This is a genomic window from Vibrio sp. V12_P9A6T4 (genome assembly GCF_963874835.1).
GTDB lineage: Bacteria > Pseudomonadota > Gammaproteobacteria > Enterobacterales > Vibrionaceae > Vibrio > Vibrio anguillarum.
Map to the genome: position 1 here is coordinate 14,501 of NZ_CAWNJO010000042.1, position 24,584 is coordinate 39,084.

Annotated in this window: 20 protein-coding genes and 1 pseudogene; 14 read left to right on the forward strand and 7 right to left on the reverse strand. The window is 45.4% G+C overall.

Annotated features, from left to right (window positions below):
• Positions 1-177: 177 nt before the first annotated feature.
• From AACQ42_RS05735 to AACQ42_RS05745, 3 genes are all read left to right on the forward strand, one after another.
• A complete protein-coding gene (locus tag AACQ42_RS05735; protein ID WP_017048791.1) occupies positions 178-693 on the forward strand; it encodes an NUDIX hydrolase in 516 nt (171 codons plus the stop codon).
• Positions 694-838: 145 nt separating this feature from the next.
• The gene (gene ltaE / locus AACQ42_RS05740) at positions 839-1,852 is read left to right on the forward strand and encodes a low-specificity L-threonine aldolase (RefSeq protein ID WP_094125724.1); all 1,014 of its coding nucleotides are present in this window, start codon (positions 839-841) and stop codon (positions 1,850-1,852) included.
• 114 nt (positions 1,853-1,966) lie between these two features.
• Positions 1,967-2,677 (forward strand): TetR/AcrR family transcriptional regulator, encoded by a 711-nt coding sequence (locus AACQ42_RS05745; RefSeq protein WP_013867941.1) that lies wholly within the window; start codon positions 1,967-1,969, stop codon positions 2,675-2,677.
• Between the two features lie 10 nt (positions 2,678-2,687).
• Here AACQ42_RS05745 and AACQ42_RS05750 read toward each other — a convergent pair whose 3' ends face one another.
• The gene (locus AACQ42_RS05750; RefSeq protein WP_094166102.1) at positions 2,688-3,953 is read right to left on the reverse strand and encodes a DEAD/DEAH box helicase; all 1,266 of its coding nucleotides are present in this window, start codon (positions 3,951-3,953) and stop codon (positions 2,688-2,690) included.
• Positions 3,954-4,559: 606 nt separating this feature from the next.
• Here AACQ42_RS05750 and AACQ42_RS05755 point away from each other — a divergent pair.
• Both AACQ42_RS05755 and AACQ42_RS05760 read left to right on the forward strand, forming a co-directional pair.
• A complete protein-coding gene (locus AACQ42_RS05755) occupies positions 4,560-5,777 on the forward strand; it encodes an aromatic amino acid transport family protein (RefSeq protein ID WP_094166103.1) in 1,218 nt (405 codons plus the stop codon).
• Between the two features lie 187 nt (positions 5,778-5,964).
• Positions 5,965-7,388: pseudogene (locus tag AACQ42_RS05760) on the forward strand (methyl-accepting chemotaxis protein).
• Positions 7,389-7,483: 95 nt separating this feature from the next.
• On the opposite strand, the gene galE reads toward AACQ42_RS05760, so the two are convergent.
• Positions 7,484-8,500: a UDP-glucose 4-epimerase GalE gene (gene galE, locus AACQ42_RS05765; protein ID WP_029189705.1), complete on the reverse strand. Its 1,017-nt coding sequence runs from the start codon at positions 8,498-8,500 to the stop codon at positions 7,484-7,486.
• A 208-nt stretch (positions 8,501-8,708) separates the two neighbouring features.
• On the opposite strand from galE, the gene AACQ42_RS05770 reads away from it, so the two are divergent.
• From AACQ42_RS05770 to AACQ42_RS05780, 3 genes are read left to right on the forward strand one after another with little or no spacing between them, the layout of a single operon-like run.
• Entirely contained in the window at positions 8,709-9,452 is a 744-nt protein-coding gene (locus AACQ42_RS05770; RefSeq protein ID WP_026028339.1) for a 5-oxoprolinase subunit PxpA, read from the forward strand.
• Positions 9,453-9,505: 53 nt separating this feature from the next.
• Positions 9,506-10,225: a 5-oxoprolinase subunit B family protein gene (locus AACQ42_RS05775; RefSeq protein WP_094166104.1), complete on the forward strand. Its 720-nt coding sequence runs from the start codon at positions 9,506-9,508 to the stop codon at positions 10,223-10,225.
• A complete protein-coding gene (locus AACQ42_RS05780; RefSeq protein WP_176429712.1) occupies positions 10,222-11,151 on the forward strand; it encodes a 5-oxoprolinase subunit C family protein in 930 nt (309 codons plus the stop codon). The genes AACQ42_RS05775 and AACQ42_RS05780 overlap by 4 nt, the downstream gene beginning before the upstream one ends.
• A 44-nt stretch (positions 11,152-11,195) precedes the next feature.
• Here AACQ42_RS05780 and AACQ42_RS05785 read toward each other — a convergent pair whose 3' ends face one another.
• From AACQ42_RS05785 to AACQ42_RS05795, 3 genes are all read right to left on the reverse strand, one after another.
• The gene (locus AACQ42_RS05785; RefSeq protein WP_094166106.1) at positions 11,196-12,677 is read right to left on the reverse strand and encodes an FAD-dependent oxidoreductase; all 1,482 of its coding nucleotides are present in this window, start codon (positions 12,675-12,677) and stop codon (positions 11,196-11,198) included.
• A gap of 275 nt (positions 12,678-12,952) precedes the next feature.
• The gene (locus AACQ42_RS05790) at positions 12,953-15,394 is read right to left on the reverse strand and encodes an ABC transporter permease (protein WP_094166107.1); all 2,442 of its coding nucleotides are present in this window, start codon (positions 15,392-15,394) and stop codon (positions 12,953-12,955) included.
• Positions 15,394-16,068: an ABC transporter ATP-binding protein gene (locus AACQ42_RS05795; RefSeq protein WP_019283206.1), complete on the reverse strand. Its 675-nt coding sequence runs from the start codon at positions 16,066-16,068 to the stop codon at positions 15,394-15,396. Before AACQ42_RS05795 ends, AACQ42_RS05790 begins: the two co-directional genes overlap by 1 nt.
• On the opposite strand from AACQ42_RS05795, the gene tesA reads away from it, so the two are divergent.
• The 4 genes from tesA to AACQ42_RS05815 all read left to right on the forward strand — a co-directional run bounded on the left by tesA (position 16,067) and on the right by AACQ42_RS05815 (position 21,804).
• Complete coding sequence (gene tesA / locus AACQ42_RS05800; RefSeq protein WP_069212086.1) at positions 16,067-16,669, forward strand: multifunctional acyl-CoA thioesterase I/protease I/lysophospholipase L1; 603 nt, start codon at positions 16,067-16,069, stop codon at positions 16,667-16,669. The two genes, AACQ42_RS05795 and tesA, sit on opposite strands and share 2 nt — an antisense overlap.
• An 81-nt stretch (positions 16,670-16,750) precedes the next feature.
• A complete protein-coding gene (fabV, locus tag AACQ42_RS05805; protein WP_017043170.1) occupies positions 16,751-17,950 on the forward strand; it encodes an enoyl-ACP reductase FabV in 1,200 nt (399 codons plus the stop codon).
• Positions 17,951-18,150: 200 nt separating this feature from the next.
• Positions 18,151-20,061 carry a bifunctional diguanylate cyclase/phosphodiesterase gene (locus AACQ42_RS05810; RefSeq protein ID WP_094166108.1) on the forward strand — a complete coding sequence of 637 codons (1,911 nt, stop codon included), beginning with the start codon at positions 18,151-18,153 and terminating at the stop codon, positions 20,059-20,061.
• An 87-nt stretch (positions 20,062-20,148) separates the two neighbouring features.
• Positions 20,149-21,804, forward strand: a complete 1,656-nt coding sequence (locus AACQ42_RS05815) for an ABC-ATPase domain-containing protein (protein WP_094166115.1) — start codon at positions 20,149-20,151, stop codon at positions 21,802-21,804.
• A gap of 166 nt (positions 21,805-21,970) precedes the next feature.
• Here AACQ42_RS05815 and AACQ42_RS05820 read toward each other — a convergent pair whose 3' ends face one another.
• On the reverse strand, positions 21,971-22,594 hold the full coding sequence (locus tag AACQ42_RS05820; RefSeq protein WP_174223880.1) for a DNA-J related domain-containing protein: 624 nt from the start codon (positions 22,592-22,594) through the stop codon (positions 21,971-21,973).
• 306 nt (positions 22,595-22,900) lie between these two features.
• Between AACQ42_RS05820 and AACQ42_RS05825 the strand changes: the two genes are divergently transcribed.
• Both AACQ42_RS05825 and AACQ42_RS05830 read left to right on the forward strand, forming a co-directional pair.
• Positions 22,901-23,569: a DUF2238 domain-containing protein gene (locus AACQ42_RS05825; RefSeq protein ID WP_064626276.1), complete on the forward strand. Its 669-nt coding sequence runs from the start codon at positions 22,901-22,903 to the stop codon at positions 23,567-23,569.
• Positions 23,570-23,683: 114 nt separating this feature from the next.
• Positions 23,684-23,896, forward strand: coding sequence for a hypothetical protein (locus tag AACQ42_RS05830; RefSeq protein WP_010318303.1), 213 nt, complete (start codon positions 23,684-23,686; stop codon positions 23,894-23,896).
• On the opposite strand, the gene AACQ42_RS05835 is transcribed toward AACQ42_RS05830, so the two are convergent.
• Positions 23,853-24,545, reverse strand: coding sequence for an HAD family hydrolase (locus tag AACQ42_RS05835; RefSeq protein WP_172859073.1), 693 nt, complete (start codon positions 24,543-24,545; stop codon positions 23,853-23,855). The genes AACQ42_RS05830 and AACQ42_RS05835 overlap by 44 nt on opposite strands.
• Positions 24,546-24,584: the final 39 nt, after the last annotated feature.

Genomic DNA, 24,584 nt, shown 5'->3' on the forward strand with positions numbered 1-24,584 from the left:
TTCTGTGAAATTCTTCGAAATCAATGTTTGCATATATGAGACTGACATCACTGATTGTGCAAGCAATATTGATACTTAGGTTATCGTTTTACTTTGTCTTAGCCACAGATTCTCGGTAAGGTTGAACCCTTATCACCATATCAGTCATTGGCTAGCCACAATTAAAGAAGAGTTTGCATGAGCAAAACCATACATACATGGAAAACCATTTCATTAGTGCAAGAGGATGTCACCCTTCCTACAGGCAAAAGCATTGAGCACACCACCATCGTCCATCCGGGCGCGGCCGTGATTTTGCCGATCACAGAACAAGGCGATATTATTCTGATTAATCAGTTTCGCCCCTCACTCAAAAAGTGGTTGTTAGAGCTCCCAGCAGGCACTTTAGAAAAGGGGGAGCTTCCAGCCGAATGCGCGCACCGTGAGCTTGAAGAAGAGACAGGATACAGCGCAAGTGAGCTGATCACTTTAGGGCAAGTCACACCATTAGCTGGATTTTGTGACGAAATACAGCACCTGTTTGTCGCTAAACAGTTAAGCAAAACTGCACGATTATCATGCGACGATGATGAAGTCATTGAGGTGGTGACGCTTTCGATCCAGGAATTGGAGCAAAAAATCATCACTGGGCAAATCACAGATTCAAAAACCATTGCCTGCCTAAGTAAGGCGAAGCTGTGTGGCTATCTATAAAATACTTAGCTATCGATAAAGTGCTTAGTTATCAATAAAGCACAAGCACAAGCACAAGCACAAGCACAAGCACAAGCACAAGCACAGATAAGCATTGAAGTGAAAATGCTTCTAGCAAAAATAGAAAAACGCATGAGGAGATTATATGGATTTTCGATCAGATACCGTTACTAAACCCACCGCCGCGATGCGTGAAGCAATGGCTAATGCCGACGTGGGTGATGATGTGTATGGCGATGACCCAACCGTCAACGCCTTAGAAGAGTGGGCCGCGCAGCGACACGGTTTTGAAGCGGCGCTATTTACCACGTCAGGCACACAAGCCAACCTGCTGGGTTTAATGTCACATTGTGAGCGTGGTGATGAGTACCTGTGTGGCCAACAAGCGCACAACTACAAATATGAAGCGGGTGGCGCCGCGGTTCTTGGCTCTATTCAGCCACAGCCAATCGAAAATAACCCTGATGGCACGTTAGACTTCGATAAACTGCGCGCGGCCATTAAACCTGATGATGCCCACTTTGCTCGCACTCGATTACTTAGCCTTGAAAACACCATCAATGGCAAAGTTCTACCACTCGCCTATTTAGCGCAAGCGCGAACGTTTGTTGATCAACACCATTTGGCACTGCATTTAGATGGCGCGCGCGTATACAACGCCGCTGTAGCACTGGATGTGGATGTTAAAGAGATTGCGCAATACTTTGACTCAATGACGGTCTGTTTATCTAAAGGGCTTTCCGCTCCTATCGGCTCGCTGCTGTTGGGTTCAAAAACCTACATTGCCAAGGCTCGACGTTTAAGAAAAATGCTCGGTGGCGGCATGCGTCAAGCAGGCATTTTGGCCGCAGCAGGCCATCTTGCATTGACTGAACAAGTCACTCAGCTGAAGACTGATCACGACAATGCCCAATATTTAGCGCGCAAATTAGCGGACTTAAACGGGTTTTCCGTCAATCCAGATTTAGTGCAAACCAACATCGTATTTGCCAAATTAGCCGACTCTATCGATATCCATACAATTACCAATCAGTTGGCGCAAGATGGAATAAAAGTTTCGCCAGGCAATCCGGTACGTTTTGTGACCCATAAAGACGTCTCACGCGATGATATTGATTTTCTAATCAGCAAACTCTCCCTTTATCTCCGATCCAATTAACATTGTGCAGTCATAACCTTATCATCGGCTATGACTGCCAAAGCGTTTTTTCCGTGAAACTACCTCTCAAATCTGGTACAACTGCGCTCGTTAAAAAATGAGACGAGTTAAAAAATGACCAAAAGACAAGGCCGCCGAAGTGCCACTGATGCCCAAAAAACCAAAAGAGACATTCTAGTGGTCGCTGCGGATCTGTTTTGCGAGCTAGGTTATGCACGAGTGTCATTACGAACGATCAGCGAAAAAGCTGGGGTTTCGCACAGTTTGCTGCGTCATCATTTCGGTAGTAAAGAGCAAATATGGCGCAGTATCAGCGATGGTCTCCATCTTTATATGGAGAATTATTTACGTCATATATTGAAAGAGATCCCAGCCAACACCCCCGCCAACGTGCAGTTGTATTTGTTCATTGTACGGCTGCTCGCGCATATGCTGACCGTCAAACAGCCGATTCAACTGATCGCCGATGCGGTAAGGCAAGAAGATGCTCTTTTTGATTATTTTATCGACAGTGCAGGTGAAATTGAGCAGCTCGTCGAACAACTTGCCGAGCAATACAACCGTGAATTTTCAGCCACACCAATAAAGGTGTGGGAGATAAAATGGCAGATGATCATGTACGCGCACGGCGCGGCGAGCCTCACGCCATTTTTAAAAGAAACATGGTCAGATGAAACTCAAGATGTGAACCAATGCTTACTAAAACATTGGCAACTCTTTAATGACTTGATGATCGCCAAGTTCCATATCGACGAAGCTCAGACGCTCTGTCCGAACTCCATCAATGAGTTGCTGTATGATATTGAATGTGACTGGGCCAGATAAAGCGGGCGCTTTATCGCTTACCTCTACCTGCATGGATGTTTAGTTTTGCTTTCATCTTTCTTTTTTCCGCTGAACGGCTAGGTTTACGGCTGCTACGCTCAGCCGGTAAGGCTTCCAACAAACTCGGCTCAAACCCTTTTAACCACTCTTGTGGCAGGCGTTGATTGAGTAAGGCCTCTATCGCTTCAAGCAGATACTCTTCATCTCGGCTCATCAAAGAGACCGCGAAGCCCGTTAGCCCGGCCCGACCTGTGCGACCAATACGGTGCACGTAATCTTCCGCTTTATAGGGCATGTCGTAGTTAACCACTTGCTCAAGTTGCTGAATGTCAATGCCACGAGCTGCAACATCGGTAGCGATCAACGCTCTAACTTTACCTGATTTAAAATCATCCAATGCTTTTTGGCGCGCCCCTTGGCTTTTATCGCCATTGATCGAGGCCGCTTTGATGCCGTCCAATTTCAGTTCTTTGGCTAGCTCATCGCTGCCTTGTTTGGTTTTGGTAAATACCAAGACTTGCTGCCAATTACGTGAACCAATTAGATAAGCTAATAACTCGCTTTTACGTTTTTTATCCACTGGATAAACGATCTGTTTTACAGTATCAGCGGTCGCATTGGCTGGTGAAATTTGCACGCCGACAGGGTCACGCATCATTTTGTGTGCTAATGCTTTGATTTTGTCATCAAAGGTGGCCGAGAAAAACAGCGTTTGGCGTTCATCATTCATGCGTTTCAAAATACGTTGGATATCAGGCAAAAAACCCATATCGAGCATGCGATCGGCTTCATCCAGCACCAACACTTCGGTTTGCGTCAGGATAATGTTGCGCACAAACAGATGGTCAATTAACCGCCCAGGCGTCGCAATTAAAATATCCGCACCACCACGTAAATTACGTGTTTGCACTTGCATGCTGGTTCCACCATACGCGGTGACAATCTTCAATGTAGTGCTTTGTGCATAAGCACTTAAGCTATCAAACACTTGTTGAGCCAGCTCACGAGTCGGAACCAAAACAAGCGCGCGCACAACTTTACTATTGGCTTCTCGCTCGGCTTGGTTATCAAGAAAACGTTGCAAAATAGGTAAACCGAAAGCTGCCGTTTTGCCGGTACCCGTTTGCGCCCCAGCCATGACATCTTTACCAGCCAAAACATGCGGGATAGCTTGAGATTGAACATCCGTCGGTTGTTCAAAACCTAAAGATTGCAGAGCGCTAACTAATGTGGTTGAAAGTCCTAAACGTTGGAATGGGTGCACAGTATCAGACATTGCAGCTTACCTATTGGAAATCAGGGCGCGGATTGTAACAAAGCGCAAGGTAATCGCCTATTCAAAATCAGCGGAAATTAATAGTGTTAGGGAATTGATACACGAGGGGGAATGTAAGGAGCATAGCCAGCATAGGCTGCTGGCTGGTACTATTCTGCGCTCTGTTCAGAGCATTCATGAGATACAGAGTCATAATCGGATAAATCAAATCCGATCTCCATGGCGTCGAGCCACTCTAAGCACTCATCGTTTTTATATTGGTCACTCATTAATCGACCTCCTTTGATATTGACTGAGACGGGATTATCACGTCGCAAGATCCTTTTTAAATGATTTATATGACAGTTTTTTGAAAGCGAATGGTCAAATTAATCATCACCACAATATCTATCACAGCGAAACGATTTCGACCACTCTTATTTAGCCGCCACCTTGCCATGTAAACAAAAAAATACGATCGTGGATTTTTATTTTTACAAATCTGTTGAAAATGAACTCGAAGTTCTACAATATAGCCCAAAATGAGTGGATTAATGGTCAACACCCCGTTGTATTCATATATATCACTCCCTGAAACACAACATAACGTATAAAGAACTTTACACCATGACTCAATCAAAGATTTTCGGCAGTACTTTGATCATCGCAGGGACCACTATCGGTGCAGGCATGCTAGCTCTACCGCTCGCTTCTGCAGGTATCGGCTTTGGCACATCATTACTGATTATGATCGCCCTCTGGGCATTAATGGCTTTCACTGCATTGTTAATGGTTGAAATCCATCAATATGCAGACAAAGACGCCACCTTACATACATTGGCTAAACAGATCTTAGGGCAAAAAGGAAAATGGGTAGCGAGCTTTGCTATGCTATTTTTGTTCTATTCGCTTTGTGCAGCTTACATTGCCGGTGGCGGCGCACAATTCACTCATCGCCTGACAGAGTTTGCTGGCATTGAGATCAGCAATCCGCTAGGCACCTTGCTTTTTACTTTACTGGTTGCACTTGTGGTGACGATCGGCACCAGCACGGTTGATAAAGTGAACCGCCTGCTGTTTGCCGGTAAAATGGTCGCGATGATTATAGTGCTCTCATTTCTTGCACCTAATGTTTCTCAGTCATACTTGCTTAGTATGCCACTTGAGCAAGGCTTAATCGTTGCTGCAATTCCCGTCATTTTCACCTCATTCGGTTTCCATGGCAGTATTCCGGCGATTGTGAATTACTTAGATGGCGACACCCCTTCGCTGCGCAAAGCCATCTTAATTGGTTCTGCTATCCCGTTGATTATTTACATTTTTTGGCAGATCGTCACGTTAGGTGTCGTTAGCCAACCTCAGCTGGTTGAGAATTCCGGCCTGAGTGCACTAATTGTGACATTAGGGCAAACCGTTCATCAATCCAATTTAAGCAGCATTATTGGCGTGTTTGCCGACCTTGCACTTTTAACGTCATTCTTAGGCGTAAGCTTGGGCTTGTTTGAATTCATGGGCGATACGATTAAGAAAAAGAACATTCCATTGCACCGTATGGCTGCCTCCGTCATCACCTATCTGCCACCATTAGTCTTTGCGCTATTTTACCCTCAAGGCTTTATTATGGCGCTCGGTTACGCAGCTATTGCGTTGACTATTTTGGCCATATTCTTACCGATTGTGATGGTGATTAAAGTGCGTTCAAACCAAATATTCCAACCGCAGGGTGGAACACAATATCAAGTCAGAGGCGGTAAACTGGCTCTGACCATGACAGCAACCATTGGTTTGATGATCGTCACTTCGCAAATCTTTATTAGCCTTGGTGTACTACCCGCTCTGGGTTAATCAATTAAAGTTAAAAGTGGGGAGAGTAATATTACTCTCCCCACTTTTTTTAACCTAAAATAAGATCAAAGTCTCAATCTTGATATTTAAGTCAACATTCATTTCATAAAATTCTGCACGAACACACACATTTAGCCTTAGTATATTTATAAAATTTACTATTACTTTTTTGCATATCGGAGCAGCAATGAAAGAAGTTCAGTTCAGGACGATTGACCGCGTGTTCATTAAAATGTCAATTAATGACAAGATGTGGGTGATCTTCGCTTTATTCCTCACCGCTTTAAGCTTTGTCGCAGGAAATCGCTATGTTGATTCACTGGCCCAGATAGAAGCGCAATCGAAGTTGGCCGTTGAGTACAAACTGCAAGGTCTGCTTGCCAGCGGCGCAGATCCACAAACCCTTTCAGCGGTTGAAACTCGCCATTCTTTAGCCGCAACTAGTTATCAAAAAGGGGTGATTACCGCCACAGCAAAACACAGCGATGGCAAAGTTTACGCACTGACAGAGAATCTCTCTTATCTTGAAAAAGACGCTCAGCGATGGGCACTCTCGACTTTTCTGTTGAGCTATTTGTGGGCAATCCCTTTTGCTATTTTCCTCTATTGGGTCGCTACTTTTATTGGCGGTGCATTGTGGGTGCTATACACAACAACCTTGAAAATTTCAAAAGGTGATTTAACTTCACGATTAGGTTTTCATCCCGGTCGAGATGAGTTTGGCACCATTGGCTGCGCGCTCGATAACGCCATGGATACCTTGACCGAACTGGTAGTTTCAGTAAAACAAAACGCCACCACTCTCGGTGAGACATCCAGCTCTTTTGCCCATGAGATGAAAGAGAGCGAGCAACAAATCAGTAGCCAGCTTCATTGGATTCCGTCGCCACGGCCATGGAAGAGATGACGGCCTCGGCGCAAGAAGTCTCCACAATTTCCCAACAAGCCAATCAGCAAGCCGATCAAGATTCAAAACAAGCGGAAGAGAGCTCACAACTAGTTCAGCAAGCGATTAATGAAATTTCCCAGTTGTCAAAGTTCATTGAACAAGCCTCTCATTCGGTGTCTACATTGAATGAAAATACAGCGCAGATTAATGATGTGATCACCACCATCAATGCCATTTCGCAACAGACGAACTTATTGGCACTGAACGCTGCAATAGAAGCGGCACGTGCTGGTGAACAAGGGCGCGGTTTTGCCGTGGTAGCTGATGAAGTTCGCACCTTAGCTAGCCGCACGCAAGCGGCTACTGTTGAAATTCAATCCATGATTGAGAAGCTGCAAACCGAAAGTCAAGATATCGCACGCATTACTGAGCAAACGGTTAGTCAAGCTCAAACCAGTAGTGATTTAGTCGCTAACATCGGCAATAACGTCAATCAAATTGCTGAATCAGCAAAAATGATCAATGACATGAGTATTCAAATTTCAACTTCAGCCGAAGAGCAAAGCGCCGTTGCTAATGATATTGCTGCTGAGCTGAGTGATATTCGTACACAATCCAATGCGATTCGCAGTGTTGCGCAAACCTCATCGCAAGGTGTCGCTAGCCTTGCAAACGCTTCGCGCAACCTTGGTGAAATTTTAAGCCGTTATCGGACTAACTGATCATTGGATTGCTTGAGTAATCAAGTCAGATCAAAATAGCCAGTCATTTGACTGGCTATTTATTTCATTCATCGCAGAGAAGTTGAAGCAAGAGCTTAAGACTCAGGATAACCTTGTGGATTATTTGACTGCCAACGCCACGTATCTTGTGTCATCGCTTCTAGGCTGCGAGTCGCTTTCCAACCTAGATCCGCCATCGCTTTGCTTGGATCTGCCCAACACTCCGCAATATCACCAGCGCGGCGTTCGACCAATTGGTACGGCACGCTTTTACCTGACGCTTGTTCAAACGCTTTCACCATCTCTAGTACACTGTAGCCATTTCCTGTGCCTAGGTTATAAATGTGCAAGCCTGCTTGTTGGCCTACTTTTTCCAGCGCAGCAATATGACCATCGGCTAGGTCCATTACGTGAATATAATCGCGAACCCCTGTGCCGTCTTTAGTTGGGTAATCACTGCCAAAAACAGAGAGAAATGCTCTTCGACCCACGGCCACTTGCGAGACAAAAGGCATTAGGTTGTTCGGAATACCTTGTGGATCTTCACCTAACTCGCCTGATGGATGTGAACCTACAGGGTTAAAATAGCGCAGCAGTGTAATGCTCCAATCTGGGTTGGCTTTATGGAAATCGGCCAAGCACTCTTCAACCATTAACTTACTACGGCCATAAGGGTTGGTCGCACTGGTTGGGAAGTCTTCGGTAATAGGCACTGAGGCTGGGTCACCGTATACGGTTGCAGATGAACTAAAAACAAGTGCCTTCACGCCAGCTTCACGCATGGCCGCCACCAGTACCAGTGTGCCATTCACATTGTTATCGTAATATTCCAATGGTTTTTCTACTGACTCACCGACTGCTTTTAAGCCTGCGAAATGGATCACCGCTTGAATATTTTGCGCTTTCATCACTTCAACCAGTTGTGCTTGGTTGCGTACATCACCATGAACGAACAGCGGCTTCACACCGGACACTTTTTCGATGCGCTCTAAAACCGATGCTTTACTATTGTATAAGTTGTCAAAAATTACGGGTGTCATACCGGCGTGGATCATTTGAATGCAGGTATGGCTACCGATATACCCCATCCCGCCTGTCACTAATACTTTCATTGTTTTTACCTTCTGACATTGGTTGTGCAAGTTTAACGACTTTCAACCTAAACTTCACTTATAAATCAATCTGCTTTAATGTTTGTCTATCAGGCCAATTCGCTCTCTTTCGGCCCATACTTATCGCCAAACAATGAATCGGATCACTGTATATTGCCTTTGATTACGGCAAGTTACTCAACATGGACACTCAAGGATGATGCAACCCGTGACAAGAAGAACAATCACTCTCAATTGTGACATGGGCGAGAGCTTCGGTGCATGGCAAATGGGCGCTGATGAGTTGGTGATGCCTTGGATTGACATGGCCAATATTGCGTGTGGCTTTCATGCCTCTGACCCACACGTGATGAGCCGAACGATTGAGCTGGCGATTCAATTTGATGTAATGATTGGCGCTCACCCGGGTTACCCCGATTTGCAAGGTTTTGGTCGCCGTTCAATGAGTTTTAGCGAAGAAGAGATATGCGAGTTACTGATTTACCAGATTGGCGCACTCAAGGCATTATGTGAGAGCAAAAATGCCGAGATAAGCTACGTTAAACCTCATGGGGCTTTATATAACGATATGATGCGTGACAAATCTGTCTTTCGCGCAGTGGTCGATGCAGTTTCTTGCTTCAATGTGCCCTTGATGATCTTAGCTTCAGGCAATAACCAGGATTACCTTGATATCGCCGATATTTATGACGTGCCATTGCTGTTTGAAGCCTTTGCCGACCGAACTTATCTCGCTAATGGTATGCTCACTCCAAGAGGCCAAGCCAATGCGGTGCTGACTAATGAAGAGGCGATCATCAATCAAATTAAACAACTGGTTGATTACGGAAAAGTGACCAGTTCGGATGGCTTTGTGATCCCTATCGAAGCCGATACGATTTGCGTGCATGGCGATAATCCGGCAGCGATTGAACTGATAGAGAAAATCCGAATTTGTCTACGAGAGCGTTGAACCATTACTCGTGTATCTCCTAGCAGCCACAACGTCATCACAAGGAGTGTTAAGTGCCATTGAACTACAGCATTGAACCCGTTGCGGAATGCAGTCTCTTACTGCGTTTTAACCATTCGCCATCGGCCGAACTGTCACTCGATATCGGACAAATTGCGCAACAGATCATGGTGCAGTTTTCTGCTTACCTGATGAATGTCACCCCTTCTTACACTACCATTTTGATCGATTACCTTCCTTATCGTATAAGTCAAAGGGAGCTAGAGCAGCAATTGATCACAGCGATCGCGGCTTTATTATTGCCTGTAGAAGCCACCCACAATTTGGTTGAGCTTGGCGCTTACTACGATGAAAGTGTCGGCCCAGATTTGAAGCGCTACCATGCGCTTGGTTTATCCACGCAACAAGTTATCGCGCTACACACTCAAACGGTCTACACCGTTTGTGCCGTCGGTTTTGCACCAGGCTTTGCCTTTATGGCTGAAGTAGATGAACAATTACGCTTACCGCGCCATGCCACCCCACGCCTTAGTGTGGCCAAAGGCAGCGTCGCGATTGCAGAACAGCAAACGGCCGTCTATCCGAACAACTCTCCCGGAGGATGGAATATCATCGCCAATTGCCCCCATGCGCTCTTTTCTCCTCATCAAACACCAATGACGCCTTTTTCGATTGGAACTAAAGTGAAGTTTACAGCGATGACTCGCGAGGAATTTTTATCATTAGGAGGTGAAATACCTCAATTAGCCGCGCAGTGGGAGCACCATTCATGAGCCCCCTACTACAGGTGATAAAACCCGGTCAACTGAGCTTAATTCAAGATTTTGGCCGCTTTGGTCTCAGTCATATAGGTGTGACTCAATCAGGACCAGTCGATGATTATGCCTACAGTTGGGCCAACCATTTACTGGGTAACCAAGTCAATTTAGCAACGCTTGAAATCACGCTTGGTCAGGCGGAATTTCATGTTAAACATCCATGTATGCTGGCAATTGCAGGTGGTGATTTATCGGCCACGTTAGATGGAAAACTTATTGGTAATTGGCAAAGCTTTAGCGCGCAAGCCGGGCAAACACTGAAATTTGGCCTAGCCAAAAATGGCTTAAGAGCTTATTTGGCCGTGCGCGGAGGGTTCATTGTGCCTCACCATTTAGGTAGTGTTGCCACCGTACCCAAAGAACAGCTTGGTGGGTTAACGCAAAACGGCGTACCACTGCAAGCGGGCGATTCACTGCACTTTAATCCCCACGCTATCGATAACAAACCCGTACACATCACTTTTCGTTATAAGCCTGATTATAATCTGCCACTTAAATTACGCGTCATTGAAGGCTACCAAGCCCTGCAATTTTCATCGCAGCAACTCGATCGCTTTTATCAAACCAGCTTCACTGTCAGTCAGCATGCCGATCGCATGGGCTATCGTCTTAATGGCGATACGGTTACCCCACCAGCGACACCTATTTTATCGGAAGGAATTGCTTTGGGGGCGATTCAAATCCCGCCAGATGGCCAACCGATCATTTTACTCAACGATCGCCAAACCATCGGCGGTTACCCTAAATTAGGGTGTGTGGCTCGCATTGATCTGCCCCGTTTGGCACAAGCAAAACCGGGACAGAAAATACGTTTTGTCAAAGGTGATATACAAGGCCTGCAAGAGGTTTGGTGCCAATGGGCGCGTTATTTCGGCTACTAACGACTATCACCTTGCTCCTTTAGAAAACCGCAAGGTGTCACCCATCAAACCATACCGACAATTTTTGCCAATGCTTCAGGATAAGCACGTGCCTTAGCTAACGCGATGGCTTTCTCTTCCACCTGTTCAAGAGCCAAACTCATGCTGATTGGGTGACGAGCTTCTATCGATTGTAGCAAGTCTTCATCGTTCACTAACTGCCAATGCTGAACAATTTTAGTTGCCGCTTCCAACGCGGATGAACCTTTGACCACTTCAATTCGCGCGTAATTATGAGCTTCAAACGTAACATCAGCGGCTCGTAATGTGGCATCTTGGCCGGGAATTTGCTGCGCACCAAACAGTGGCTTACCAGCCACTTGTGCTTGAATATACTGTGGGATGAACTGACTCATGTGGTGTATGGCTCGTTCACTGCGCTCTTGCAGTGCGTCCTGTTGCCAACCGTTCTTAATTTTGCGTTCGAGATAATCAGGCAATACGGGCTGTGATGATCCAGCTTGCGAGGCCACTAACCCATCTTTAAATAACGTGATTCCTTCAGTCATACCATGCAACTGAAATAGACCATCAGCATACGGTGTTAACTGAGCCATTCCTTGTGGGGTGCCTCTTGGCCCGTGAAAAATCACTTCTGGCCATTGCTGATCGCATTCTGCCCAACGGGTAACGTAGGCCGCTTTAAATTCCACCAAGCGTTGACGCGGAGCCTTAGCCAAATCATCGACTATTCCCGTTTCATAACCACATGCATTGACTAAATAATCGGCATGGATAACGTGTTCATGCTTATGAGCATCCAAATAAGCGAGCTGCCATTGCTCATCAATAAAATCAGATTTGATTAATTGAGCGTGCGTTAAAACTTGGCAATGAGGCATCGCCGCTAACGCAAGCTCAGCACTGGCCGCCAGCCGAAAAACACTCCAACCGTATTCCTGCACCGCAATGACTGGGTATTTCAACTGATTTAAATCTGCATGTTGAGCAAAAGGGATCACCCAATCATCGAATGATGTCGGTTGATCACTCTGTTGCTGAGTTGCTAATACCTGCAGTGCTTCACGGCTGTAGAGTTTGAAATACTCTTGGGGTTGACCAAGCTGCTGATTACGTGGGTCTTCATCAACCAATTGTTGATAGCTGCGCTGAATAAGCTCTAGCCTTGGTAATAAGGCTTGCGGCTCACCGCCATCACTATGCGGAACAGCAATCACAGTCGGTCGCTTATTCAACGTGTGGGGGTAGAGCCTGACGGTTTCAATCGACTGCTTAAGTAACTCAAGACACTGCTGCTGCGAAATTTCGCGATAGAGGTTACCACCCGCGTGCAGATGGCAAATCGGCGGCCCATTAACGAGACCGGCGCTTTTTTCCAAAAGCAGCACATTGAGCCCCAGTTCTCCCATATGAACGGCGGCAGTGGCACCAGCCACACCCCCACCAATAATTGCGACACATGGAGAATCTGTATTGAACTTTTTATATGACATAAGATACGAGTACTCTGGAAAACCCGGATGCATTCTAAAGCTTGTAAAGCGTTATTAAAATCACATTTTTCACGTGGTCTTATCTGTTTTACGACTAACAAGCAATACGCATAATCGACAAATAACTTAAAAAATTGCTTGACTCAATAAAGCCAAAACGACGTTTTTTCAACCTTGTGAATAACAAAACTGCGCAACCCAAGGTAACTACGGGGCTAAGCGCAAATAGGCCGTTATCAAGCCGTCGAGTTATCCCAAACTTTATCCACTGTTTTTGTGGATAACTCAGTCTGGGATTATGGATATCGCTAGTTAAACTCTTTATTTATAGGGGTTAGCAGCCGCTTAATTAAACTACTCACGACCAGCGATAATGTGCAAAACGTCGCCAAGGGTAGCACCAACCACAGGCTGTAATGCGCCATAGGTTCTAGTTCAAAACCGAACTTCATGACGCTGGCCACCACCGCGTCAGAGCCAAGGCTTGCGACAACTCCGGCAATGAGCGCCATCAAACCGTATTCAGCCCAAATAGTCTGCTCGACGCGGCGCTTGCTGGCTCCTAAAGTGCGGTATAAGCGAATTTCTTGTTGCCTCTGGCTTAAACTTAAACGCAACAGAGTAAAAATCAGCAAAATACCAGCAATCACGCCCATTGCGGCCAGTACCGTCACTGACCAGACAATTTGCGTCAACAAAGTTTGAATTTTATCGCCCATTGCCCGGATATCCATCAAACTGACGGTGGGATAAGTGCGAGCAAGCGTAGCAAGTAAGGCGTTATCTTGATCTTGCGCTCTAAAACTCACCAGCCACGTGGCAGGGATCTCCTGCAATAGGTCTGGGGTAAAAATGAAATAGAAGTTAGGCTTCATTTCTCGCCACTCGACTTGGCGAATCGAATTTACTTTCGCTTCCACGGTTTGGCTATTGATCACAAACCCCAAACTATCACCCAGTTTTAGCCCCAAATCACGAGCAACGTCGGATTCAACCGAAACGCCACCTTGCTCTGTCCACGCTCCTGCCGTCAGTTGGTTGTTGCTGGGTAGCGATTCTCCCCAAGTGAAATTGAGCTCTCGCCTCAACGCATCACTCCCCTCTTCACCTTGAGCTTGCTGCTGGGCCTCTATGCCATTAATGGTCGATAAACGCCCTCGGATAATCGGATAGGCTTGCGAACGCACAATGTTGGCACTGTCTAGCGTGTTGAGGTAATCATTAACTTCAGTTGGAGAAATGTTGAGTGCAAATGCGTTGTGAGCATCGCTAGGTAAGGTTCGCTGCCAATCAGAGAGTAAATCGGTACGCACTAACCAGATGATCGCCAATAACATTAACGATAGTCCTAACGCGCCGAACTGGACTCCGGTCGTGATTGCCGAACGATTGATTCGGCTGAGCGCTAATTTAAGCGCGGTAGAGAGCGGAAGACGTCCTAAACTACGAGCCACCAAAACACTGACCACAGCAAGCACCGCAAAAAGCGTCACGATCCCAGCCAACACAATCCACACTAAGAGATTATTCCAATAAGCCCACAGCATCGGCACTAACGGAATCAAGATGAGCAACCCATTACGGCGATGATTCGGTTTTGCTCGCTCTGTTTGCATGACATTGAGCGCACTGGTATCTAGCAAATGCAGTAAAGGAATGCCGAGTGCAGGAAAAGCGATCAATACACTCGCCATCAGCGCAATAAAAGCGGGTTTAGCGCCATAACTCGGTAAAGGCGTAGGCAATAAATCCACCAGCGGCACGCGTAATAAAGACTCTAGGCCAATGCCGATCAATACCCCAAGCACCGCAGCAGAAACAAACAAAATCACCACTTGTACGATCAACCATTGGCGGATCCAACGTTTGCTCGCTCCAAGGCTTTTTAACATGGCGATGGTTTTTTGCCGCGTAGAAACATAGTGCTGACAAGTCAGGACTAATGTGGTTGCCGCCATGATGATCACAATCGCTACGGTTAACGACAAATATTGCTCTGTGCGTTCAAAAACCTCATTCGTCCGGCTGGCGCTATTTCGGTCGCGCCAACGATCGCTAGGCGTTAAACTAACGGGCTGTTTTACTGCTTCAATCTGTCCATCATCACCATTAATGAACACGCTAAATTGCACTCGGCTCCCCAATTGAAGTGCACCAGTACGAGCCACATCGTCTTGGTGGATCAACACCGCTGGCATCTGTTGAAACGGATTAAAGCTGAGTCCCGGCTCCTCAAGGATGCGTCCCGATACCGTAAAGTCGGCATCGCCCAGCGTGACCTGATCACCAATTTGAACGTCTAATTGCGCAAACACTCGTTCATCTAACCACAGTTGATTCGGCGCAAGGTGCTGAAATGTCGTCACATCATCAGAAAGACGCATTTCACCGCGTAGCGGATAAGCACTATCCACTGCTTTGACAGTGACTAACTGCATACCGCGCTCACTGAATGCCATTGTCGCGTAACGTGTAAGTAGTGAAGACGGCAATTGCAAGCGCTCGATCTGATCGAGCAATGACGCTGGGGGTGGGTTTGCGGAAACAAACACACTATCGGCAGTGAGTGCGTCTTTACCTTGTTTAACAATCACTTGCTCCATACGCTCAGCTAAGGCAGTCAGCGCAAAAATACAAGCAATGATCAAGGTTAACGCCACTGAAATAGGCCACAGCTGTCCGTGGCGGATTTCACCTAAGCTCCAGCGAATTAATCGTTTATTGAGTGAACGGCTCGACATCTCGCTCATTACCGCTCCTCCAACATACCGGCTTGCATGTGGAAAATACGATCACATTGATCCGCAAGAGCGGGATCATGAGTAACCAGCACTAAGGTCGTTCCGTGCTGCTTATTTAATTCAAACAATAATGAAACCACTTTTGCCGCAGTTTCTTGATCAAGGTTGCCAGTAGGCTCATCGGCAAACAGCACTTTCGGATTGATCATAAAAGCTCTTGCTAGCGCGACTCGTTGCTGCTCGCCCCCTGAAAGTTGTGCAGGAGAGTGATGCATTCGATGCGATAAACCAACGGCCGTCAACAAGGATTTAGCACGATCCACATCCTCTTTTTCGCCTTTTAACAAACAAGGTAGCGTCACGTTCTCTAACGCAGACAAACTTGGGATCAGCAAAAAGCTTTGAAACACAAAGCCAACCGATTGACTGCGGATCGCCGCACGTCCTTCATCGTCCAGTTGAGACAATGGCTGACCCAATAGCTCTACCTCTCCGCGTGTCGGCGTATCAAGCCCAGCCAACAGCGTCATCAGGGTTGATTTCCCCGCACCAGACGTTCCGACTATCGCCACGCTTTCACCACTTTTGATCTCTAGGTTTACCTCTTTTAGGATTGTTAAATGCTCTTGATTGGTAGAGACTGTTTTAGATAATGAATGTGCCCTAATAACGGATGTTTGCATGACTCGACTTCTTTCCTTGATTTGTATTTTATTATTCTCGGCTAGCGCTAGTAGTACCACACTCTTGATATTGGGTGATAGTTTAAGCGCCGGTTACCAAATGCCGATTGAAAAAGCTTGGCCTAGCTTGCTACCTAATGCGTTACAAGCTGAAGGTAAATCAGACATTGATGTCATTAATGCCAGTATTTCTGGCGATACAACGGGCAATGGCCTAGCCCGCTTACCGTCACTACTCACCCTGCATACCCCTGATGCGGTGCTTATTGAGCTTGGTGCGAACGACGGATTGCGTGGCTTCCCACCTCAATTGATCAGCAGCAATTTAACCGCCATCATTGGCCAAATAAAAAAAGCAGGCTCAACCCCTCTTTTGATGCAGATCCGCATTCCACCAAATTATGGCAAACGCTACAGCGATGCCTTTTATAGCCTCTATTCTGAGCTTAGCCTCCAACATACTGTGCCGTTACTGCCCTTTTTCTTAGAGCAAGTGATCATTAAACCAGAGTGGATGATGGCTGATGGCTTACATCCGACGGTCGACGCTCAGCCGTGGATCGCCAATTTTGTTGCGCAACATTTAGCAGAGCATCTCTGATTTTAATGCCTCAGCTCAATGAACTTTACCTAGTTTTACGATATTTTTTAGACCATTCCCCTAACCGCAAAGGTACAAACTATGCACATTGAACCTGTGATCAAAGGTGTGGTCGCTCGCTCTGCTCATCCACTAGGATGCGAACAAGCTGTGTTACAACAGATTAATTACGTAAAATCTTGCAGACCGATCACTCACGGGCCAAAACGAGTTCTCATTTTAGGCGCATCTTCAGGCTTTGGGCTCGCCGCCCGCATTGCCCTGACCTTTGGTGGTTCAGAAGCCGATACGATTGGCGTTTCCTTTGAAAAAACGCCATCAGAAAAAGGGGTTGGTAGTGCTGGTTGGTACAACAATCTCTTTTTTAAACAACAGGCCGAGCAAGCGGGTCGAGTCGCCGTCAATATCGATGGGGATGTTTTTTCACCATCAGTACGCGAGCAAGTGATTGAAGCGATAGAGACCTATTTTGAAGGGGAAGTCGATTTAGTCATTTACAGTATCGCCAGCGGCATGAGACCAAAACCCAATTCAGATCAGTATTGGCGCTCCGCCATTAAACCGATTGGTGAGGCCGTTTCTGGTGCGACAATATTACTAGAAAACGATACGTGGGTAGAAACCACCATTGCCCCTGCAAATGACGAAGAGATCGAAAGTACACTGAAAGTAATGGGTGGCGAGGATTGGGAAAACTGGATAGATACGCTGATCAACACTGAATCGATTGCACAAGGGTGTAAAACCATTGCTTTTTCATACATCGGCCCTCAGATTACTCACCCCATTTATCTTGACGGTACACTGGGGCGCGCCAAAATTGATTTGCACCAAACCAGCCACTCTCTCAACCTAAAATTGTCTAACTATGGCGGCGGGGCTTATGCGACTGTTTGTAAAGCTTTAGTCACGAAGGCGAGCGTGTTCATTCCCAATTTAAGCCCTTACATTGTCGCATTGTATAAGGTGATGAAAGAAAAAGAGACGCACGAAGGATGTATCGAGCAGATGCAGCGTCTGTTTAGCGAAAAACTCTCTAGCAAAGGCAAAGTACCCGTTGATGGCGAACGACTGATCCGTATGGATGATTGGGAGCTCAACCCAGATACTCAGCAAAAAGTGGCCGATTTACTGGAGAAAATGGATCAGTACAACTTTAAGCAACTAGGTGACTATAAGGGCTTTAAGCGAGAATTCATGCAGCTCAATGGCTTCGACTTTGACTGTGTTGATTATGCTCAAGAAATTAATATCGACCATTATATCAAGCAAGCCGATTAACTCCTTCCGTATCATTTACGAGACACAGCTAACTATCTCAATGCCCCAATATTTTATTGGGGCTTTTTTTTGTTACATTGGCGGCGCGTTCTTATTCTTAATACCATACTATGGTCATAGGAGCGGATCTTGTCATCGTCAGTCTAGAGCAATGAATGCTCGGCTTTTTTAAGCTTTGTCGTCCAAAGGAATTTGATAATATGTCGAAAATAAAGACACATGAGATGCTCATCCCCTCTTCAATGATGGATGGATGGCAGCGCATTGTGAATTTACTCGCTGAAATTTTAAACGTCCCGAGCGCATTGATCATGCGTGCTAGCCAGCAAAAACTCGAAATATTCTGTAAAAATACCAACGTCGACAACCCCTATCAAACCGGACATAAAGAACCCTTAGGACAAGGTCTGTACTGTGAAACTGTGATGCAAACACAGCAGGAACTATTGGTCCCGAATGCTTTAGCCGATAAAAAATGGATGCATAATCCAGATGCACCACTGGGCATGATTGCCTATTGTGGCATCCCATTAAAGTGGCCGAATGGTGATATATTTGGCACCATTTGCGTACTCGATAACAAGGAGAACCATTTTGGCCCCACCTATCGGCAGTTACTGGAGAGTTTTCGCGATACCATTGAATCCCAGCTCACCACCTTATACCAACAAGTAAGACTTCAGCAGCTCAATGATGAGCTTCAGCTTCGCGTCGATAACCGAACACAAGATCTTGCTGATCTCAACTACTCGCTCACGCAAGAGATCGATAAACGCCGCGCCGCAGAACAACAGATTCAATATCAAAAGTGGCATGACATCAGCACAGGTTTTTTAAATCGCAACGCACTTGAACTGGAACTCAAAAATAGCCTTTTACAAGCAACAAAACAGCACACCGAAGTTGCCGCCATTCATATTGGTTTCACTAATGCTCGTCATATTCAATCTCACTTTGGCTACCGAGCATGGGATCAAGTCATCGCTCGATATCGTGAGCGACTAGGCCGCTGCGATAAAATTGAAATATTGACCGCTCGACCCACGTCGACAGATTTAGTCTTGATCGTCAAAACAAAACTATTAGCGCGTCACCTAGAAAAGTTGTGCCATAAATTGGTCGAAATCGGGCATTCTGAATTTAAGCTCGATGACCATAATGTTCATCTTCATTCCTATATTGGTATTGCAACGAGTTTAGACACTGACAATGCTATAGAACTGCTCAAACAAGCTTCTGCTGCCATGGTCTCTTGCAAAGATTCCGGTCATAAATTTTGCTATCACTCGCAAGTATTCAGTGACTCACTCCGGCAAATCAACCAATTAGAAAGCTACTTATTACGAGCAGTGCGCAACGATGAGCTCATGCTCTATTTTCAACCTAAGGTCTCTCCAACCACTCATCGCTGGACGGGGGCAGAAGCGCTACTACGTTGGCGGCACCCCGTATTGGGCGATATATCCAATGAAACCTTAATTCACATGGCCGAACAAAATGGACTGATTTTTGAAGTGGGTAACTTTGTCCTGCGATCGGCCATCGAAAAAACGAGCCAATGGGCAAAACAGGTCGATAATTTCAAAATGGCCATTAACGTTTCAGCCGTCCAATTGAAGAATGCCCAATTCGCAGACCAAGTTCGTGAGCTACTGAACACCTACCAACTTCCAGCTCGGTACTTAGAGTTGGAAGTAACAGAAAGCTGTTTGATTGCGGATGAAGTGGTGGCTCGCAACACACTGCGAATTCTACACCAACTAGGTGTGACGTTGTCACTTGATGATTTCGGCACGGGCTACGCCTCTTTCAGCTATTTGAAAAAATTTCCCTTCGATTGCATAAAAATAGATAAAAGCTTTGTACATCAATTGGATCAAAGTGAGGAAGATAAAGAAATTGTTCGCTCAATCATTCACGTTGCCAAAAAATTAAAGCTGAAAGTGATCCTCGAAGGGATTGAAAATCAAAGCCAAGAAGACTTTATCATCAGTGAAGGGTGTGAGTTTGGCCAAGGCTATTTCTATGGTAAACCAATGCCTTGTGACGAGTTTGAGACTGGGCTACTGAACCAAAATTATGCACACCCTGCCGAGACAAAGGTTTTGTAGGATAAAGGAATCCCTTATCATGTCTTTACTCTCAGTGTGGCGGTTCCTATAATCGCCGCCTTTCCTTTCCAAACGAGCGATATCGAGATGGATTTATTAACATCAATTCTCAAAAAGCTAGAAAAACAGAACTACCGCGCCTATCAGCAGATCAAAGGTCAATACGAATTTGGTGATTTCACCTTGCATATCGATCATATCCAAGCGGACCCTTACGCTTCTGCATCTCGCTTTCGCGCTACTCGAGCATGGTCTCTGACCGGTCTGGAATGGTTAAAAGAGAAATCACCTGCTTATCAAATGGCTGCAAGAGATTTTATCGCTCGTAGTTTTGCGGAGTTTGCTAAGCAAGAGAACCATATTGCCATCGCATTGACGGGCCAAACGGTGCTTGATAGTACCGCTGTTCTCTTTACGGAGCATGGTATTGAGCTTCGTTTTCGCATCAATTTACCCGCTGAAGGTCGTGACATTCTGGCCAAGAAAGCGCTCAACATCATCACCTTCTACCTGCCAAAATTCATTCGCAGGGCCACCATTGAACGTGAACTGGATAAAGATGCCCTACTTGAGCATTGCGCTGTGATCGAAGATCAAGAAGCAATGCGTGCACAACTAGCACAGTACAATCTGGTTGCTTTTGTGGCTAATGGCAGCGTATTACCTCGCTTGGCAGGTAACTGTGATCTGCCGATGAAAGACGCCGTTACTTTCCAAGCCCCTACATCGTTAGAAGTTGAGCTTGAGACACCAAACCAAGGCAAAATTAAAGGACTCGGCATCCCCAAAGGTATAACCCTTATCGTCGGCGGTGGTTTTCACGGTAAATCGACTTTGTTAACGGCGATTGAGCGTTCAATTTACAACCATATTCCCGGCGATGGCCGCGAGCGAATTGTTACGGATCATCAAGCCATGAAAATTCGCGCTGAAGATGGCCGTTGCGTACATAATTTAAATTTGTCCAACTACATCAATCACCTACCTATGGGTAAAGAAACCTCCGATTTCAGCACTCAAGATGCGTCTGGTTCAACATCGCAAGCAGCGTGGTTACAAGAATCCATTGAATCTGGCGCTAGTACATTACTGATTGATGAAGATACTTCCGCCACCAACTTCATGATCCGTGATGAGCGTATGCAAGCGCTGGTTAGTAAAGGTGATGAGCCCATTACACCATTGGTTGATCGTATCGGGCAACTTCGCGATGATTTGGATATCTCAACACTGATCGTCATGGGGGGATCCGGTGATTACTTAGATGTCGCCGATACTGTCATCCAGATGCATGACTACCACGCCGTTGATGTGACTAACAAAGCTAAAGAAGTCATCAAACAGCACCCAACTGCTCGTCACAACGAGTGTGAAACGCCACTGGCTATTTTCCCAGAACGCGCTGTGAATCGCACTGCGCTGCAAAAATTACTGGTTGATGGTAAATTCCGAGTCTCTGCCAAAGGCGTTGATTCGCTTCGCTTTGGCAAAGAATTTACCGATTTAAATGCGTTAGAACAATTGGAGTCACCTTCTGAAGTCAATGCGATTGGCTGGACTTGGTTCCAGTTTGCGCAGACTCCGGGGTGGTCAGCGCAACCAAGCAAAGAGATGATGGCTTTATTAGCAGGAACATGGCACCAAAATATGCCAAACCACGGTGACTTGGCGAAACCACGTGTCATTGATGTGATGGCGGCGTTGAACCGTATGCGCAAGTCGCAATTTAAAAACCACCAGTAAAGATTAACTCCCCAACAACAAAAGCAAAAAGAAGTGAGAGATCGCTTCTTTTTTACCTCAGTACCTTATTGCTTTAGTACATTACAGGTAGTTAGCTTAGGTATGCCTTACAGTGCCAGTTGACCTTATTCGGCGAACATCTTGTCTAGAGTTTAAGGTTTGGACTTTAACTATTTTGCCGCAAAATATTCCATGCTTCACACAACACTCTAAATGTTTCAGCATTGCCATTGTCTCTATCTGGATGCCACTTTAGTGCCAACTTGCGCCATGTTTTTCGGATTTCAATTTGCGTCGCTTCCGCTGGTAATTTAAACAACCTCAATGCTTGAAGACGATTCATATTAAGGTTACTCGTTCCACCCATTGCTTTACGGTAACGAGTCCAGAATTCGTTCAACAAGCGGCGCACTTCTCCTTCATCAGCCTCATAATTTTTCCACTGAGTGTAATAATCACGCAATGGTTCATCTGGGTCGATTTCACAATTAACGGCACGATGCGCAGGCATTAGTACAATGTCCATTGCTGATACTTGTAACCACTTTTCAGGGTAAAGCGTCTCTTGAAGCTGATAGAGCGCGTTCATGATCAAAAAATTACGCTTAAAGAGGTCTTTTTCAGGTGCGCTATCAAGTACAGGCATGAATCCCTGTTCACTTAAATGTGCCGCTAACGTATGGACTTTCCAACCGGAAGGCTGTTTACGCAACACCTCCAACATTGGCCAAAGCAGCGGATTTTCCATGTAAGATTGAAACTGAGCGGTAAGTTCTAAGCTTTCAGACATACTTTCGGGCCTACTTTGGGACATAGTCTCGACGTTCACATTAAGGTTCTCTCTTCATTCAAATCCAATATCGCTTTTTTGTCGAGTTTCTTACCGCATATTATCTTGGCTTTTTGAACTAGAGTCCGTTTATCACACGCACTATCTATCAATACATAAAAAGAGAAAGATCGAGTTGTTGCATGATCTTCTCCACCTTGCTGATCTCTTTGCTAAGACGATGCGAAAATCAATCACAAAACGAAGGTAGATACGCACATCTCAAACACAAATTTCTACGTCTATAAGATACAGAATTCAACAAAATTGAACATCGTGCAAAATAGTGGCACTATCCATCGGTATTTTGTGATAGGAAAAAACATGTCTCTCAACTTCTCACGCACGCTTTTATTTTTGACGGCGATCTACGGTGTACTCTTTCTATTTTCAGCGATCGCGCCGGTTTCTCGTGCTGTCTGGTTAGCAGAAATCATCCCTGCGCTAGGGATCTTAGCACTCGTCTATTGGGCTTCAACAAAACTACGCTTTAGCTCAACGGCTTATATTCTGATGTTTGTGTGGCTTAGTTTGCATACCATTGGGGCTAAATATACATTTGCAGATGTTCCGTTTGCTTGGTTCAACGAACTGATCGGATCATCTCGTAATAATTTTGATCGCGTCGCTCATTTCTCAATTGGCTTTTATGCCTACCCTATCGCTGAATATTTAATTAGAAAGCAGCTCTGTAAACCGCTAATTGCCTCATTGTTCGGGCTTTTCTCTATCATGAGTATCGCAGCAGGTTACGAAATTATTGAATGGTGGTATGCCTCAATCGCGGGTGGTGATGAAGGAATCGCTTTTCTGGGTTCACAAGGCGACATTTGGGACGCACAAAAAGACATGTTATGCGATACCCTTGGGGCAATGACGGCACTTTGCCTATTATGGTTTAGGCCAAAATCAAACATTCCTTACAGTGAAGTATGAAATGCCTCTAATTTTTGGAACTAAGGTAAATATTACCGAGAGCAAGTTTTGATTAGTGTTTATTCTGTGAGTACGGAGAACATGACTCTCCCTTTTTGCTGCTGAGAATTGATTATGAAAAATATAAATAAAACACTTGAAAAAATAGACTGCTGTCCACTTTGTCAACATGACGAATACTTTATTTCCACAAACAATGAAAAGTTTATCTGCGCACAATGTGGTTTTAAAACCGACCACTTACAAAGCGTCCAGCAAATGATTGGTGTACACACAGCGCTAATCAGTCATAAACACATTCATTGCTTGGCCAACAATGTGCATTGAGCCATGGCTTAAGCTCGAGTAATGTGTCGATAACAACGACATTAGGCGCTTGAGAAAAACCCTGTGGGTTAAGAGGTGCTAGCTGAACGGTTGGTACCTCTGCATTGATACCCGCTTCAACCCCTTTTGCTGAATCATCCACATAAATACATTCTTGCAAAAGAAATCCCATATTCATCGCACAATAACGAATCAAATCAGGTTCAGGCTTCCAGCTATTCGCATCAAAGGCTGAAAAAATGCGTCCTTCAAACAAAGGGAGCAAACCGCTCCGTTGTAAAATTGATGATATTTTTTCTTTAGGTGCATTAGAGGTGACACAGTATTCAATACCCTGCTGGCGTAAATACTCAAGTAGTTCTATCGCACCATCCATGGGTGAAAGATATTGCTCGAAGAGCTCATTAACTTTATCCCGATAAAGGTTCTCTAAAAGATCAAGATCGGCGTTAATGTTCGTATGTTCAAGTGCCTGAAACAGTATGTCCGCAATCTTCCCACCTTCAAAATGGTTACTCACTTGTGCAAAAGTAAGGTGGGCTCCTAGTTGGTTCAATACATTGACTAGCGCTTCGCAGCACAAACGCTCACTATCAACTAAAGTACCTTCACAGTCGAAAATAATACATTTTATTTTTTTCTCAGTCATAAACACTTCCTTCATCCAATGCTTAATTTTAACCGCTGG

Coding starts and splice junctions, on each gene's coding strand:
- AACQ42_RS05735 (WP_017048791.1), top strand. CDS start 178: ATGAGCAAAACCATACATACATGGAAAACCATTTCATTAGTGCAAGAG.
- ltaE (WP_094125724.1), top strand. CDS start 839: ATGGATTTTCGATCAGATACCGTTACTAAACCCACCGCCGCGATGCGT.
- AACQ42_RS05835 (WP_172859073.1), bottom strand. CDS start 24,545: ATGACTGAGAAAAAAATAAAATGTATTATTTTCGACTGTGAAGGTACT.
- AACQ42_RS05780 (WP_176429712.1), top strand. CDS start 10,222: ATGAGCCCCCTACTACAGGTGATAAAACCCGGTCAACTGAGCTTAATT.
- AACQ42_RS05785 (WP_094166106.1), bottom strand. CDS start 12,677: ATGCATCCGGGTTTTCCAGAGTACTCGTATCTTATGTCATATAAAAAG.
- AACQ42_RS05750 (WP_094166102.1), bottom strand. CDS start 3,953: ATGTCTGATACTGTGCACCCATTCCAACGTTTAGGACTTTCAACCACA.
- AACQ42_RS05745 (WP_013867941.1), top strand. CDS start 1,967: ATGACCAAAAGACAAGGCCGCCGAAGTGCCACTGATGCCCAAAAAACC.
- AACQ42_RS05815 (WP_094166115.1), top strand. CDS start 20,149: ATGGATTTATTAACATCAATTCTCAAAAAGCTAGAAAAACAGAACTAC.
- fabV (WP_017043170.1), top strand. CDS start 16,751: ATGCACATTGAACCTGTGATCAAAGGTGTGGTCGCTCGCTCTGCTCAT.
- galE (WP_029189705.1), bottom strand. CDS start 8,500: ATGAAAGTATTAGTGACAGGCGGGATGGGGTATATCGGTAGCCATACC.
- AACQ42_RS05820 (WP_174223880.1), bottom strand. CDS start 22,594: ATGTCTGAAAGCTTAGAACTTACCGCTCAGTTTCAATCTTACATGGAA.
- tesA (WP_069212086.1), top strand. CDS start 16,067: ATGACTCGACTTCTTTCCTTGATTTGTATTTTATTATTCTCGGCTAGC.
- AACQ42_RS05810 (WP_094166108.1), top strand. CDS start 18,151: ATGTCGAAAATAAAGACACATGAGATGCTCATCCCCTCTTCAATGATG.
- AACQ42_RS05795 (WP_019283206.1), bottom strand. CDS start 16,068: ATGCAAACATCCGTTATTAGGGCACATTCATTATCTAAAACAGTCTCT.
- AACQ42_RS05790 (WP_094166107.1), bottom strand. CDS start 15,394: ATGAGCGAGATGTCGAGCCGTTCACTCAATAAACGATTAATTCGCTGG.
- AACQ42_RS05755 (WP_094166103.1), top strand. CDS start 4,560: ATGACTCAATCAAAGATTTTCGGCAGTACTTTGATCATCGCAGGGACC.
- AACQ42_RS05830 (WP_010318303.1), top strand. CDS start 23,684: ATGAAAAATATAAATAAAACACTTGAAAAAATAGACTGCTGTCCACTT.